The following is a 16043-nucleotide window of genomic DNA, read 5'->3' on the forward strand; positions in this document are numbered from 1 at the left end:
AGGAGTGAGATTTTATGAAAAAAGTAGCTGTATTATTAGCAGATGGATTTGAAGAAATTGAAGCATTAACTGTTGTTGATGTTTTAAGAAGAGCAGATATACATTGTGATATGGTTTCAATTAATAATATAGAAGTTATAGGAGCTCATAATATAAAAGTTTGTGCAGATATTCTAATAGATGATATAGAGGAAGTTGATATGGTAGTCCTTCCAGGAGGAATGCCAGGAGCTACAAACTTAAGAGATAATAAGAAAGTTATAAATTTAATACAAAACTGTATTAAAAATAATAAAAAGGTTGCAGCTATATGCGCAGCACCAATTGTATTATCTAAAGCAGAAATAATAAATGGAGAAGATGTAACATCTTATCCAGGTTTTCAAGAGAATATAATAGGAGCTAATTATAAAGAAGAGTTAGTTGTAGTAAGCAATAATATAATAACAAGTAGAGGTCCAGCAACTGCTTTAGAATTTTCATATACACTACTTAAAGAATTAAACTCACCTAAAGAAGAAGAGATTAGACGTGGGATGTTATATGAAATGCTAATAAAGTAATTAGAAGGGTGAAATAAATGAAAGAGAAGTGGCTTGTAAGAAATAAGAGAGAAGAATTCCAAAGCTTATCTAAGGATATGAGTGAGAATAGTCTTATATTAAGATTATTAGCAAATAGAGGAATCTCTCGAAAAGAGTCTGCTTCTCTTTTTCTAAATGGTACAGTAGATGATATGTATGATAGCTTTTTACTAAAGGACTTAGATAAAGGAGTTGCTATTATAAAAGATGCCATTGAAAAGGGGAAGAAGATAGTAATATACGGGGACTATGACTGTGATGGAGTTTGTAGTACTGCAATTTTATATAAAGGACTTAAAAGACTAAATGCAAATTTTGAATACCATATTCCAAATAGAGAGAGTGAAGGATATGGTATGAATTCTGGAAGAATAAAGATATTAAAAGATGAAGGTGCTGAAGTTTTATTAACTTGTGATAATGGTATATCAGCTTTTAATGAAGTTGAATATGCTAAGGAGGTAGGGCTTTCAGTAGTTATAACTGATCATCATGATATACCTTTTGTTGAAGAAGATGGTAAAAAAATAAAAATGATGCCTAAGGGAGATGCTGTTATTAATCCTAAAAGAGAAGATTGCAAGTATCCTTTTAAAAATCTTTGTGGTGCAGGAGTAGCATTTAAGTTTATTCAAGGGTTATATAGAGAATTAAATGTTGATCTTGAAGAAAGTTTTCAACTATTAGAGTATGCAGCTATTGCAACAGTTTGTGATGTTGTAGATCTTTTAGATGAAAATAGAATAATAGTAAAAAAAGGTTTAGAACTTATAAATAATACAAATAAAAAAGGTCTTAAAGAGTTAATAAAGGTAAAAAAGTTAAATGATAAGGAAATATCAGAATATCATTTTGGTTTTGTTATAGGACCTTGTATTAATGCTACTGGAAGACTAGAAATTGCAGATATATCTGTAGAGCTTTTAATTACGGAAGATGATGAGAAAGCTAAAGAACTTGCAATTAAGTTAAATGATCTTAATGAAAAAAGACAAGAATTAACTATGGAAAGTACTGAAAAGGTAATAGAGAAGGTAGAAAATACTCTAAGAGATGGTGAGAAAGTTATTCTTGTTTATGAGGATAGTATTCATGAAAGTATAGCAGGGATAGTTGCAGGAAGAATAAGAGAAAAGTATAATTTACCTGCAATTGTTATGACTAAAGGAAGCGAGATGCCAAAGGGATCAGGAAGATCTATAGAAGAGTATAATATGTTCGAGGAACTATCTAAATGTAAGGAATTTATATATAAGTTTGGTGGACATCCAATGGCTGCAGGATTATCAGTAGAAGAAGAAAAAATACCTATGTTAAGAAAAGCGCTAAATGAAAAGTGTACACTAACTGAAGAAGATATAATAAGAAAAGTTATTATAGATGCACCATTGCCACTTGAGTATATTGATTTTGATTTAGTAGATAAATTAAATGGAATGCGCCCTTTTGGGAAAGGGAATGGAAGTCCAATGCTTGCAGTTAAAGATGTTTTAGTAAATAGAGTTATCTTCATGGGAAAAGAAAAGAACTTTTTGAGATTTAAAATTAAAATGAATAACGGTAAGACAATTGATGGAGTTAATTTTAATAAATATGATTATTTTAAAGAATTATTTGAAGAAAAATATGGGGAAGATGAATTTTTAAGATTACAAGATACAGGTTACTGTAATTTTAAAATGGATATATTATATTATCCAGAGATAAATGAATTCAATGGGAAACAAAATATACAATTATCACTAAAAAGTTTTAGGTTATAGGTATAAAATATATTGTACTTTTAAATAAATTATATATTATAAAATATAGATAATGAAAAATTAAATATCATGTATTAAGGAGAGGATATTTTTTGAGTAAATATAAAATAATAATGACTGGAGGGGGAACAGCTGGGCATGTTACTCCAAATTTAGCATTAGTACCATCATTAGTAGAAGAAGGTTTTGAAATAAAATATATAGGAAGTAGAGATGGAATAGAAAAAGAAATAATAACAAACAATAATATACCATACTATGGGATTTCATCAGGTAAACTTAGAAGATATTTTGATATAAAGAATTTTACTGATCCTTTTAAGGTATTAAAGGGAGTTCATGAAGCAAGGAAAATTTTAGCTAAAGAAAAGCCAGATGTTATATTCTCAAAAGGTGGATTTGTAACAGTTCCTGTTGTTATAGCGGCCTCAATGAAGAAGATACCAGTAATTGCACATGAGTCAGACATTACACCAGGTCTTGCAAACAAGTTAGCATCACCTTTCTGTGATAAATTATGTGTTACATTTAGGGAAAGTTTACAATTTGTTAAAAACAATAAGGGAGTATTAACAGGAAGTCCAATTAGAAAGGAAATTCTAACAGGATCAAAACTTAAAGGTAAAGATATGTGTGGGTTTAAAGATAATAAAGATACAATTCTTATTATGGGAGGAAGTTTGGGGTCGAAAGTTATAAATGATGCCATAAGAGAGAATATATATAATATTCTGAAAGATAACAATATTATTCATATATGCGGTAAAGGTAATCTTGATAGTAATTTACAAAATGTAGATGGATACAAGCAATTTGAGTATGTAAGTGAAGAGCTTACACACCTTATGCATACAGCTGATTATATAATTTCAAGAGCTGGAGCAAACTCAATTTTTGAATTCCTTGCATTAAAAAAGCCGACTTTATTGATTCCACTTTCAAAAAATGCAAGTAGAGGAGATCAAATCTTAAATGCAAACTCATTTAAAAAAGAAGGATTTTCACTTGTAATGGAAGAAGAGGAGCTTCAAAGAGAAGGGATTTTAAAAGGGATAAAAATGTTAAAAGAAAGTAAACAAGAACTTATTAATAATATGAATGAAAGTAAAATGAATGATGGTGTAAAAGAGATCATAAATGTGATAAAAAGTAGCATCAGAAGGAAAAAGTAGTAAGTTTGATTAGAGGCTTGGGATTGTTAAAAATTTAATTTATAAATATTTTCATAAGCTTGCAAAATTAAAATAGTGTTATATAATAAAAGAGACGGTTTTTTCTTAATGACAAATAAATTTGTTTTAAGAAAGTTTAATTATTATAAACACTATTTTAATAATTATACAATAGTCATGATATTGAATAAAATTATATTTTACGTTTTTTACTGATATATAATTTTATTTTATATACAGTCGTAAAGGTCCAGTATAGGCTTTTACTCAATAATAAATATTAAAAACTAAAATTTTTAATTTTTATAATTAGAAAGAGGGGTCACGCGATGAGAAAAATGAAAACTATGGATGGTAATACTGCTGCTGCTCACATATCTTACGCATTTACAGAAGTTGCAGCTATCTATCCTATAACACCATCATCACCAATGGCAGAACATGTTGATGAGTGGGTAGCACAAGGAAAGAAAAATATATTCGGTCAACCTGTTAAGGTAATGGAAATGCAATCAGAAGCTGGAGCTGCTGGAGCAGTTCATGGATCATTACAAGCAGGTGCATTAACAACTACTTACACTGCATCACAAGGATTATTATTAATGATTCCTAACATGTATAAAATTTCAGGGGAATTACTTCCAGGAGTATTCCATGTATCAGCTAGAGCACTAGCTACATCAGCATTAAACATCTTTGGAGATCACCAAGACGTTATGGCTGCAAGACAAACTGGTTTTGCAATGCTTGCTGAAGGATCAGTACAAGAAGTAATGGATTTATCAGCTGTAGCTCACTTAGCAGCTATTAAATCAAGAATTCCATTCTGTAACTTCTTCGATGGATTCAGAACTTCACATGAAGTACAAAAAATTGAAGTTATTGATCATGAAGAATTAAAACCATTAGTAGATATGGAAGCTTTACAAGCTTACAGAGATAGAGCATTACACCCAAATCACCCTGTAACTAGAGGTACTGCTCAAAACCCAGATATCTACTTCCAAGAAAGAGAAGCTGTTAATAAGTTCTACAATGCTGTACCAGACATTGTTGAAGGATACATGGCTGAAATGACTAAGTTAACTGGAAGAGAATATCACTGTTTCGATTACTATGGTGCAAAAGATGCAGATAGAATCATCGTTGCGATGGGATCATGTACAGATGTATGTGAAGAAACAGTTGACTACTTAAATGCAAACGGACAAAAAGTTGGGGTTGTTAAAGTAAGACTTTATAGACCATTTGACGTTGCAAGATTAAAGAAAGCTATACCAGCTACAGTTAAGAAGATAGCTGTTTTAGATAAGACTAAAGAACCAGGATGTAACGGAGAACCATTATACTTAGATATTATGAGTGCATTCTACGGAGAAGAAAATGCTCCAGTTATCGTAGGTGGTAGATACGGATTAGGTTCAAAGGATCCAAATCCAGGTCACATTGCTGCAGTATACGAAAACTTAGCAAAAGACGAACCAAAGAACGGATTCACTATAGCTATAGTTGATGATGTAACTAATACTTCATTAGAAGTACATGAAGATATAGATGCTACTCCAGAAGGAACTACAGCATGTAAGTTCTGGGGACTAGGATCAGACGGTACTGTTGGTGCTAATAAGAGTGCTATCAAAATCATCGGAGACCATACAGATATGTATGCTCAAGGATATTTCTCATACGACTCAAAGAAATCTGGTGGTATAACTGTATCACATTTAAGATTTGGTAAGAAAGCAATTAAATCACCTTACTTAATAAACAAGGCTGATTTCGTAGCTTGTCACAACCAATCATATGTATACAAATACAATGTTTTAGAAGGATTAAAGAAGAATGGAACATTCTTATTAAATACTATCTGGAGCCCAGAAGAAGTAGAAGCTCATTTACCAGCTTCATACAAGAGATACATTGCTGAAAACAACATTAAGTTCTATACTTTAAACGCTGTTAAGATAGCACAAGAAATCGGATTAGGCGGAAGAATCAACATGATAATGCAATCAGCTTTCTTCAAGTTAGCTAACATTATCCCTGTAGAAGACGCTGTTAAATACTTAAAAGATGCTGTTGTAACTTCATACGGTAAGAAGGGTCAAAAAGTTGTTGATATGAATAATGCTGCTATCGATAAGGGAATCGAATCAATAGTAGAAATTACAGTACCAGCTGAATGGAAGACTGCTAAAGATGAAGTTAAAGAAGAAGGAAGACCAAGACCAGAGTTTGTTAAGAAGATCGTTGATCCAATGAACAGACAAGAAGGATTCGAACTTCCTGTATCAGCATTTGATGGAATGGAAGATGGTACTTTCGAACAAGGTACTGCTGCATTTGAAAAGAGAGGTATCGCTATAAACGTACCAGAATGGGATAAAGAAAAATGTATACAATGTAACCAATGTTCATATGTATGTCCACATGCTACAATTAGACCATTCTTATTAACAGAAGAAGAAGCTAAGGATGCTCCAGAAGGATTAAAGTTAGTTGCTGCTAGAGCATTAAAGACTGAAACTCCAATGAGCTACACAATGGCAGTAGATCCACTTGACTGTACAGGTTGCGGAAACTGTGCACAAGTTTGTCCAGCTCCAGGAAAAGCACTAGTTATGAAACCAGCTCATACTCAAGAAGTTGAAATAGATAACTGGGATTATGTTATTCATGAAGTTTCACCAAAGAAAAACCCAATGAACAAGAACACAGTTAAGGGTAGCCAATTCGAGCAACCATTATTCGAGTTCTCAGGAGCTTGTGCTGGATGTGGAGAAACTGCATACGCTAAACTTGTAACACAATTATTCGGAGATAGAATGATGATAGCTAACGCTACTGGATGTTCATCAATCTGGGGTGGATCAGCTCCTTCAACTCCATATACAACTAACCACAAGGGATATGGTCCTGCTTGGGCTAACTCATTATTCGAAGACAATGCTGAATTCGGATTAGGTATGTTCTTAGGAGCGAAAGCTATAAGAGAAAGATTAGTTGATAAAGCTAACGAAGCTATCACTTCATTAGAAGAAGGAGAAGCTAAAGAAGCACTTAAGGATTGGGTTGCAAATGTAGAAGTTGGTGCTGGAACTAGAGATAGAGCAGACAGAGTAATAGCTGCTTTAGAAGGTTTAGACAACGAATTTGCAAAAGCAATCTTAGAAGAAAAAGACTTCTTAATCAAACCATCACAATGGATCTTTGGTGGAGACGGATGGTCATACGATATCGGATTCGGTGGAGTAGATCACGTATTAGCATCAGGAGAAGATGTAAACATATTTGTATTTGATACAGAAGTTTACTCAAATACTGGTGGTCAATCATCAAAGGCTACACCAACTGCTGCAATCGCTAAGTTTGCTGCATCAGGTAAGAAGACTAAGAAGAAAGACCTTGGAATGATAGCAATGAGCTACGGATACGTATATGTTGCTCAAATTTCAATGGGTGCAGATAAGAATCAAACTCTTAAAGCTATAGCTGAAGCTGAAGCTTACCCAGGTCCATCATTAATCATTGGTTATGCTCCATGTATTAACCACGGAATAAGATTAGGTATGGGTAACAGTACTTTAGAAGCTAAGAGAGCAGTTGATTGTGGATACTGGGGAATGTACAGATTCAATCCAGAACTAAAAGGAACTGGTAAGAATCCATTCACTCTAGATTCAAAAGAACCAACAGCTGACTTCAAGGAATTCTTAATGGGAGAAGTTAGATATGCTTCACTTGCTAAGGCATTCCCAGAAGCTGCAGAAGCTTTATTTGAAAAGACTTATACAGATGCTATGGAAAGATTAGAAGGCTACAAAAAACTAGCTGGAAAATAATAGTTATCTCTTATGAAGCTCAGATGAGAATATTCTCATCTGGGCTTTTTATTTTAATATATTAATAGATTTATTTTACAAATTTAATTAATTTTATAAAAAATGGATGTATAATTGTAAGATTATTAGTAGCTGTATTCGTTTTATGTCGAATTTAGTTGAATTTTATATACATTACAAAGTATAATTAAAGTTAGATAACTAAATAAGAGTAATAAAAAATATATTTAGTTTAAGATGATTTTTTTATCGAAATCTATAAAATAAGGAGGCTAATATGCCTAGGAGAATTTTATATTTAAATGATGTAATAGATATAGAAGTATTTCAAAAGATACAAGATGATATTGCTGAAGCAACTGGAATTTCTATTATAACTGTTGATTATAAAGGCAAACCAGCAACTAAACATAGTAGATGCAGTGATTTTTGTAATCTTATGAGAGCAAATAGTAAGTATTCAGAGCTATGTGAAAAATGTGATTCAAGAGGTGGACTTGAGGCAGCTAGATTAGAAAAACCATATATTTATAGGTGTCATAAAGGATTGATTGATTTTGCAACACCTATAATTGTAAATGGTCAATATTTAGGATCAGTAATGGCTGGTCAAGTATTAACAAGTGAGAATGAAAATATTGATCTTGAAGATATAGTAACTAGAAAACATATATTTTCTGATGTGGCTGAAGAAGAAAGAGAAAAATTATTAGAATCATATAATAAGCTTCCAGTAGTTGAATTTGATAGAATAAAATCTATAGCCAATATGATGTTCCATATAAGTAATTACATAGTAGAAGAAGCAGTGCTTAAAATAGCTCAAAAAGAATTAAATGAAAAAAATATTAAATTTATTGAAGCTAAAAAAGAGAAGGCAGAGCTTGAGAAAGAGTATGAAGCTTGTAGACTAAAAGCGTTACAATCTCAGATAAATCCTCATTTTTTATTTAATGTATTAAACAGTATATCTTCTCTTGCTATAATTGAGGAAGCACCTAAAACTCAAGAAGTCATATATGATTTATCTAACATGCTTAGATATACCTTGAAAAAAGTAGATAAAATACTTCGTTTGGAAGAAGAATTAGAATATATAGAATCATATTTAAATTTACAAAAAGTAAGATTCGGTGATAGATTAGATTATAGTATTAATATTAGTGATGAAGTTAAAGAGCAAAAAATACCTTTTATGAGTATACAAACTTTTGTTGAAAATGCTATAGTTCATGGGTTGGAGACAAAAGAAGAAGGCGGGAAAATAGAAATATTCTCTGAAGAAACAAATGATAGCTTAAGTTTATTTATAAAAGATAATGGTACTGGAATAACAAGGGATAAGTTAAATGAGATAAGAGAAGAGTTAAAATATAAATATGGTAATGATTTAGATAAAATAGGAATAAATAATGTTAATAAGAGAATGGCTCATTATTATGGAGAAGATTATAAAATAGAAATAGAAAGTAAAATGAGAGAAGGAACTTTAGTTAAAATTACCTTTGCAAAATAAAAAGTAGCTTAGGAGTGTAGATATGTTTAAGATAATGATTGTAGACGATGAGGTTTTAGAGAGAAAGGCTTTAAAAGTTATACTTAGTGATTTAAAAGGTGCTGAAATAGTAGCTGAAGCGTGTAATGGAAGAGAAGCTATAGAATTTGATAAAAAATATAATCCTGACTTAGTGATAATGGATGTAAAAATGCCAGGATTTGATGGATGCAAAGCGGCAGAAATAATTAAAGGTAATAGTCCAGATAAAATTATAATTATGATAACTGCCCATGATGATTTTGATTTAGTTAGAAAAGCTTTAGTATTAGGAGTTAATGATTATATTTTGAAACCAGTTAGGCCAAAAGAATTAATAAATACTCTTAGCAATATAATTGTTAATTTTAAAATTAACGAAGATGAAAAAGAAGTGGAAAAATATGCTGATAATAAATGTATAATTAATGAAGAAGTGAGTGATATTAATAGACCTATTGAAAATGCAATAGATTACATTGATAAAAACTTTAAAGAAAATATTAGTTTAGATATGATAGCGTCAATATGCAATTTAAGTCCATGCTATTTTAGTAAATTATTTAAAAAAGAAGTTGGAGTTAATTATACAACATATATAAATAATAAAAAGATAGATTATGCAAAAAGAATGCTAGAAACTACTGATATGCCAATTTTAAACTTATCAATAGACCTAGGATTTGAAGATTGTGGTTATTTTATAAGAGTATTTAAAAAGGTTGAAGGAGTTACTCCCAAAAAGTATAGGGAAATGAATGCATAATATATAATAGCATCCCCTAAGTAAAAGATTATGATAATTTTTTACTTAGGGGATATTTTTTATGATAAAATATTGATATTTTATTTAAAAAGGTGAAATTTTTGATTTTTATTTTTAATAATATAAGAAAATTTAATTTTTTTGACATATGTATACGTTAACCTATGGGATGCTTGACTAAATATTCACATTTCCTGTTCATTGTAGAGAAAAAGTACAATTTTAATTGATAAAAATTAAACAATATAGTTCGAGAAGAAGACAAGATATTTTAATGGATTTTAATGTTTTTTAGATTAAAATGAATACATCGATAAAAAAATAACAATTAATAAAAATATCAAATATAAATTTATTTTAAGGGAGGAAACTTAAAGTGAAATCAAAAAGATTCGAGACTTTAGCAAAACGTCCTGTAAACCAAGATGGTCTTATTGGTGAATGGCCAGAAGAAGGTTTAATCGCAATGGAGAGTCCAAATGATCCTAAATCTTCTATAAAAATAGAAAACGGTGTAGTTATAGAATTAGACAGTAAAAAAAGAGAAGACTTTGATATGATAGACAAGTTCATAGCAGATTATGCAATTAATCTAGATTATGCAGAAGAAGCTATGAAATTAGATTCAGTAGAGATAGCAAAGAAGTTAGTAGATATAAATGTAGGTAGAGATGAAATTGTTAAGATAACAACAGCAATAACTCCTGCAAAAGCAGTAGAAGTTATGTCACATATGAATGTTGTTGAAATGATGATGGCACTTCAAAAGATGAGAGCTAGAAAAACTCCATCAAATCAATGTCACGTAACAAATCTTAAAGATAATCCAGTACAAATTGCAGCAGATGCAGCAGAAGCTGGTATAAGAGGTTTCTCAGAACAAGAAACAACAGTAGGTATAGTTAGATATGCACCATTTAATGCATTAGCAATACTTATAGGTTCACAAGTAGGTAGACCAGGAGTTTTAACTCAATGTTCAGTTGAAGAAGCTACAGAGCTTGACCTTGGTATGAGAGGACTTACAAGTTATGCAGAAACAGTTTCAGTATACGGAACTGAATCAGTATTTACAGATGGAGATGATACTCCATGGTCAAAAGCATTCTTAGCATCAGCTTATGCTTCAAGAGGACTTAAGATGAGATATACATCAGGAACAGGTTCAGAAGCATTAATGGGTTATGCAGAAGGAAAATCAATGCTTTACTTAGAATCAAGATGTATTTACATAACTAAGGGAGCTGGAGTTCAAGGACTTCAAAATGGAGCAGTTAGTTGTATAGGGATGACTGGTGCAGTTCCATCAGGTATCAGAGCAGTTCTTGGAGAAAACTTAATAGCTGCAATGCTTGATATAGAAGTTGCTTCAGCTAATGACCAAACATTCTCACATTCAGATATAAGAAGAACAGCAAGAACATTAATGCAAATGCTTCCAGGAACAGACTTTATATTCTCAGGATATAGTGCAGTTCCAAACTATGACAACATGTTCGCTGGTTCAAACTTCGATGCAGAAGACTTTGATGATTACAATGTACTTCAAAGAGATTTAATGGTAGATGGCGGACTTAGACCAGTATCAGAAGAAGAAACAATAGCAATAAGAAATAAGGCTGCAAAAGCTATACAAGCAGTATTTAGAGAATTAGGATTCCCTAAAATAACTGATGAAGAAGTTGAAGCTGCAACTTATGCTCACGGAAGTAAAGATATGCCAGAAAGAAATGTAGTTGAAGATTTAAAAGCTGCAGAAGAAATGCTTAAGAAGAGATTAACTGGATTAGATATAGTTAAAGCTTTAAGTGTTAATGGATTTGATGATGTTGCAAATAACATATTAAATATGCTTAAGCAAAGAGTTACAGGAGATTATCTTCAAACTTCAGCAATACTTGATAATGATTTTGAAGTTATAAGTGCTGTTAATGATGTAAATGACTATAAAGGACCTGGAACTGGATACAGACTTAGCAAAGAAAGATGGGAAGAAATTAAGAATATTCCTAATGTAATAAAGCCAGAAGATATAGAATAAGGTTCGGAGAGGTGAAGATAATGGAAAATACAACAAACAAATTTGTTATGCCAGAGCTTACTCTTACAGAAGTAGGTGAAGCTAAGGTTGGAACAAGAGCAGATGAGGTTGTAATTGGACTTGCACCAGCATTTGGAAAATTCCAACATAGAACATTAGTTAATGTAGAACACACAGATATACTAAGAGAAATTATTGCAGGTATAGAAGAAGAAGGATTACACGCAAGAGTTGTTAGAATAGTAAGAACTTCAGACGTTTCATTTATAGCAAATGATGCAGCTAAGCTTAGTGGATCAGGAATTGGAATCGGAATACAATCAAAAGGAACAACAGTTATACATCAAAAAGACTTACTTCCTTTAAATAACTTAGAGTTATTCCCACAAGCGCCACTATTAACTTTAGAAACATATAGATTAATAGGTAAAAATGCAGCTAAATATGCAAAGGGAGAGTCACCAACACCAGTTCCTACAAAGAACGACCAAATGGCTAGACCAAAATTCATGGCAATAGCAGCATTATTCCACATAAAAGAAACTAAACACGTAGAAGTTGGTGCAAAACCAATAGAGATAGAAGTTAAATTCTAATTTGTAAGGAGAAGATGTTATGAAGCAAAGAATGACACCTAAAGATTATCCTTTAGCAAGTAAAAGACCTGAGGATATAAAAACACCAACAGGAATGAATTTACAAGAGATAACTTTAGAAAATGTTTTAAATGGAAATGTTAAACCGGAAGACGTTAGAATATCACCTGAAACTTTAGAGATGCAAGCTCAAATAGCTGAAGGTATGAATAGACAAGCTATAGCTAGAAATCTTAGAAGAGCAGCTGAACTTATAAGTGTACCAGATGATAGAATTCTTGAAATATATAATGCATTAAGACCATATCGTTCAACTAAAGAAGATCTTTTAAAGATTGCAGATGAACTTGAAAATGTATATGGAGCAAAAGTAAATGCAGATTTCGTAAGAGAAGCTGTTGAAGTATATGAAAAGAGAAGCAAATTAAAACAAGATTAATTTACTCTTATGCAGGGAGGAAACAATGAAAATAATTGCAGGAGTCGACATTGGTAATGCTACTACGGAAGTAGCATTATCAAGAGTTGAAGATAAAAAGGTTGAATTTCTTTCAAGTGGAATAGTTCCTACAACAGGAATAAAAGGTACTGAAGAAAATATAGAAGGTGTTTTTGATTCACTTAAACAAGCACTTAAAAAAGTATCTTTAGAGCTTAAAGATTTAGATTTAGTTAGGATAAATGAAGCTGCACCAGTTATTGGTGATGTTGCAATGGAAACTATAACAGAAACTATAATAACTGAATCAACTATGATAGGACATAATCCTCAAACTCCAGGCGGGATTGGGATTGGTATAGGAAAAACAATATGTATAGAAGATTTAGAGAATATAGATTCAAAGGATCTAGATGATGATGATAAATTTATACCTCTTATATTAAGTAGAGTTAATTTCTTGGAAGCAGCGGCTAGAATAAATCATGCCACAAGAAGAGGAATTAATATTACTGCAGCAATAGTTCAAAGAGATGATGGAGTACTTATAAACAATAGATTAGACAAGAAAATACCTATAGTTGATGAAGTAATGCTTTTAGAAAAAGTTCCTGTAGGAATGAAGGCGGCAGTAGAAGTTGCAGCACAAGGAGATGTAGTTGAAAACTTAGCAAATCCATATGGAATAGCAACAGTATTTAATTTGTCATCAGAGGAAACTAAGATGATAGTACCTATATCTAGAGCACTTATTGGAAATAGATCAGCTGTAGTTATTAAAACTCCAAAGGGAGATGTTCAAGAAAAGAAAATCCCTGCTGGATGTATAAATATAGATGGTTTAAAACGTAAAGAAAGCGTTGATGTAGAACACGGAGCAGAAAAGATAATGGATGCTGTAAGATTATGTGTGCCAATACAAGATGTTAAGGGTGAAGCTGGAACTAATGCTGGTGGAATGCTTGAAAGAGTAAGACAGGTAATGGCAAATCTTACAAAACAAAAGATAAGTGACATAAAGATACAAGATTTATTAGCAGTAGATACTTTTATTCCTCAAAAGGTTAAAGGTGGACTTGCAGAAGAGTTTTCACTTGAAAATGCTGTAGGAATTGCAGCAATGGTTAAAGCTGATAAGCTTCAAATGCAGATGATTGCAGATAAACTTGAAAATGAACTAAAGGTTCCAGTAGAAGTTGGTGGAGTAGAAGCTGATATGGCAATACGTGGAGCACTTACAACTCCAGGAAGTAGTACACCACTTGCAATACTTGATATGGGAGCAGGTTCAACAGATGCTTCAATAATAAATAAGCAAGGGGAAATATCATCAATTCACTTAGCTGGTGCTGGAAATATGGTAACTATGCTTATAAAGTCTGAACTTGGACTTGAATCATTTAATTTAGCAGAAGATATCAAGAAATATCCTCTAGCTAAAGTAGAAAGTTTATTCCATATAAGACATGAAGATGGAACAGTTGAATTCTTTAAAGAACCTTTAGATCCATCAGTTTTTGCTAAGGTTGTAATAATAAAAGATGGAATGCTTGTGCCAATAGATGGGCAAACTTCTATAGAAAAGATAAGAAGTATAAGAAGAGGAGCAAAGGAAAAGGTCTTTGTAACTAACTGTTTAAGAGCGTTAACAATAGTTTCACCTACTGGAAATATAAGAGATATAGAATTTGTTGTACTAGTAGGAGGATCATCTTTAGACTTTGAAGTACCTCAATTAGTTACAGATTCTTTATCACAATATGGAGTTGTAGCTGGACGTGGAAATATTAGAGGAACAGAAGGTCCTAGAAACGCTGTTGCAACTGGACTTATACTAGCTTGTAATGGAATGGAGTAATTGTTATGGCAATGGTAATGAAAGCATACGAATATGAAATACCTTGTATATACTTATATCATTCATATGCATTAGAAGATACATCAAGATTTGATGAAATATTATGGGGTATAGAAGAAGAAGGAATTCCTTATGATGTAAGAAGTTTAGAATGCAATGATTCAGAAGAACTTAGTCATCTAGGAGCTGTAAAATCTAAACTAGCAGTAGGAATTGGAGTTGATTCTGAAGGAAAGGTAACGCTTGCCTTTAATAAATTATCTAAAGATAAACCATTATTTACAGTACATTTAGATAATGATCCTAATATTTTAAGAGATCTAGGTGCTAATGCGGGTAGATTAGTTAAGGGTATAGCCTTTAAATAAATTTTAAGGAGTAATAAGTTATGTATAAAATTTATACGAAAACTGGTGACAAAGGAACTACTGCACTACTTGGCGGAAGTAGGGTAGATAAAGATAGCTTAAGAGTAGAGGCTTACGGAACTGTAGATGAAGTTATATCACTTTTAGGTCTTGCTTATGCTAAGTCAAACTCTAATGAATTAAAAGAAGAGATTAATGCTATACAAAAGAAATTATTCACTTTAGGTGGAGAGCTTGCAAGTGATAGCAAGGGTCTTGGATACTTAAAAGAATTAGTAAATGAAGATGATATAAAAAATTTAGAATCCTTAACAGATAAATATATGGAAATTACAGGTCCTATAAGAGAATTTGTTATTCCAGGTAAAAATGAATCTTCATCAGTTCTTCATGTAGCAAGAACTGTAGTTAGAAGAGCTGAGAGAAGAATAGCAACTCTTGCTAGAGAAGAAGAGATAAGAGAAGAAGTTAGAATATATGTAAATCGTCTATCAGATACTCTTTTTGCAATGGCAAGATTTGAAGAAGAAAAATAAGGGAGGATTTAATACTATGAAAAAATTAAATGAAGTTAAAGAATTAAGTTTAGAAATAGTAAAAGAAATGGCTAAAGCTGCAGAGAAAAAAGCAACTGAAATGAATGTTCCAGTTATATTTGCAGCAGTTGATAAAGGTGCTAACTTAATGTTAATGCACAGAATGGAAGATGCATTTATAACAAGTATAGATATAGCAATAAATAAAGCTTATACAGCTGCATGCTTAAAGCAAGGAAGTCATGAAATTGCTGAATGCGTGCAACCAGGACAAAGCCTTTATGGACTACAACTTACTAACAATCAAAGAATAGTACCATTTGGCGGAGGATTCCCAATCATCGTTGACGGTCAAGTTGTTGGAGCTGTTGGTGTAAGTGGTGGAACTGTAGAAGAAGATATGGCTATAGCACAAGCTGCAGTAGAAGCATTTAACAAATAATAAAGTACCGTATAAATTTAGTAAAAGTTAATCCAAATTTAAAATATTATTTATAATTTTAAATGTTAATCAAATATAATAACAAATCTAGGAGGAAAATGA

At 31.7% G+C, this 16043-nt stretch carries 13 protein-coding genes; all 13 read left to right on the forward strand.

Annotated features, from left to right (window positions below):
* The first annotated feature begins 14 nt into the window (after positions 1 to 14).
* Positions 15 to 563, forward strand: a complete 549-nt coding sequence (locus JOC62_RS03090) for a DJ-1 family glyoxalase III (protein WP_204593704.1) — start codon at positions 15 to 17, stop codon at positions 561 to 563.
* A gap of 17 nt (positions 564 to 580) precedes the next feature.
* Positions 581 to 2347 carry a single-stranded-DNA-specific exonuclease RecJ gene (gene recJ / locus JOC62_RS03095; protein WP_204593705.1) on the forward strand — a complete coding sequence of 589 codons (1767 nt, stop codon included), beginning with the start codon at positions 581 to 583 and terminating at the stop codon, positions 2345 to 2347.
* A 92-nt stretch (positions 2348 to 2439) separates the two neighbouring features.
* Positions 2440 to 3519, forward strand: coding sequence for an undecaprenyldiphospho-muramoylpentapeptide beta-N-acetylglucosaminyltransferase (locus JOC62_RS03100; RefSeq protein ID WP_204593706.1), 1080 nt, complete (start codon positions 2440 to 2442; stop codon positions 3517 to 3519).
* 329 nt (positions 3520 to 3848) lie between these two features.
* Positions 3849 to 7361 carry a pyruvate:ferredoxin (flavodoxin) oxidoreductase gene (nifJ, locus tag JOC62_RS03105; protein ID WP_204593707.1) on the forward strand — a complete coding sequence of 1171 codons (3513 nt, stop codon included), beginning with the start codon at positions 3849 to 3851 and terminating at the stop codon, positions 7359 to 7361.
* 277 nt (positions 7362 to 7638) lie between these two features.
* Positions 7639 to 8877, forward strand: coding sequence for a sensor histidine kinase (locus tag JOC62_RS03110; RefSeq protein WP_204593708.1), 1239 nt, complete (start codon positions 7639 to 7641; stop codon positions 8875 to 8877).
* Between the two features lie 22 nt (positions 8878 to 8899).
* Complete coding sequence (locus JOC62_RS03115; protein WP_204593709.1) at positions 8900 to 9661, forward strand: response regulator transcription factor; 762 nt, start codon at positions 8900 to 8902, stop codon at positions 9659 to 9661.
* Between the two features lie 376 nt (positions 9662 to 10037).
* Positions 10038 to 11702, forward strand: a complete 1665-nt coding sequence (locus JOC62_RS03120) for a propanediol/glycerol family dehydratase large subunit (RefSeq protein ID WP_204593710.1) — start codon at positions 10038 to 10040, stop codon at positions 11700 to 11702.
* 20 nt (positions 11703 to 11722) lie between these two features.
* Positions 11723 to 12298: a propanediol/glycerol family dehydratase medium subunit gene (locus JOC62_RS03125; protein WP_204593711.1), complete on the forward strand. Its 576-nt coding sequence runs from the start codon at positions 11723 to 11725 to the stop codon at positions 12296 to 12298.
* 19 nt (positions 12299 to 12317) lie between these two features.
* Positions 12318 to 12737 (forward strand): diol dehydratase small subunit, encoded by a 420-nt coding sequence (locus JOC62_RS03130; protein ID WP_204593712.1) that lies wholly within the window; start codon positions 12318 to 12320, stop codon positions 12735 to 12737.
* 25 nt (positions 12738 to 12762) lie between these two features.
* Positions 12763 to 14595, forward strand: coding sequence for a diol dehydratase reactivase subunit alpha (locus JOC62_RS03135; RefSeq protein WP_204593713.1), 1833 nt, complete (start codon positions 12763 to 12765; stop codon positions 14593 to 14595).
* 5 nt (positions 14596 to 14600) lie between these two features.
* The gene (locus JOC62_RS03140) at positions 14601 to 14963 is read left to right on the forward strand and encodes a glycerol dehydratase reactivase beta/small subunit family protein (protein ID WP_243424998.1); all 363 of its coding nucleotides are present in this window, start codon (positions 14601 to 14603) and stop codon (positions 14961 to 14963) included.
* 20 nt (positions 14964 to 14983) lie between these two features.
* Positions 14984 to 15499 carry a cob(I)yrinic acid a,c-diamide adenosyltransferase gene (locus JOC62_RS03145; RefSeq protein ID WP_204593714.1) on the forward strand — a complete coding sequence of 172 codons (516 nt, stop codon included), beginning with the start codon at positions 14984 to 14986 and terminating at the stop codon, positions 15497 to 15499.
* Positions 15500 to 15515: 16 nt separating this feature from the next.
* Positions 15516 to 15941, forward strand: coding sequence for a GlcG/HbpS family heme-binding protein (locus tag JOC62_RS03150; RefSeq protein WP_204593715.1), 426 nt, complete (start codon positions 15516 to 15518; stop codon positions 15939 to 15941).
* The last annotated feature ends 102 nt before the right edge of the window (positions 15942 to 16043 follow it).

This window comes from Clostridium sardiniense (assembly GCF_016907995.1).
GTDB lineage: Bacteria > Bacillota > Clostridia > Clostridiales > Clostridiaceae > Clostridium > Clostridium sardiniense.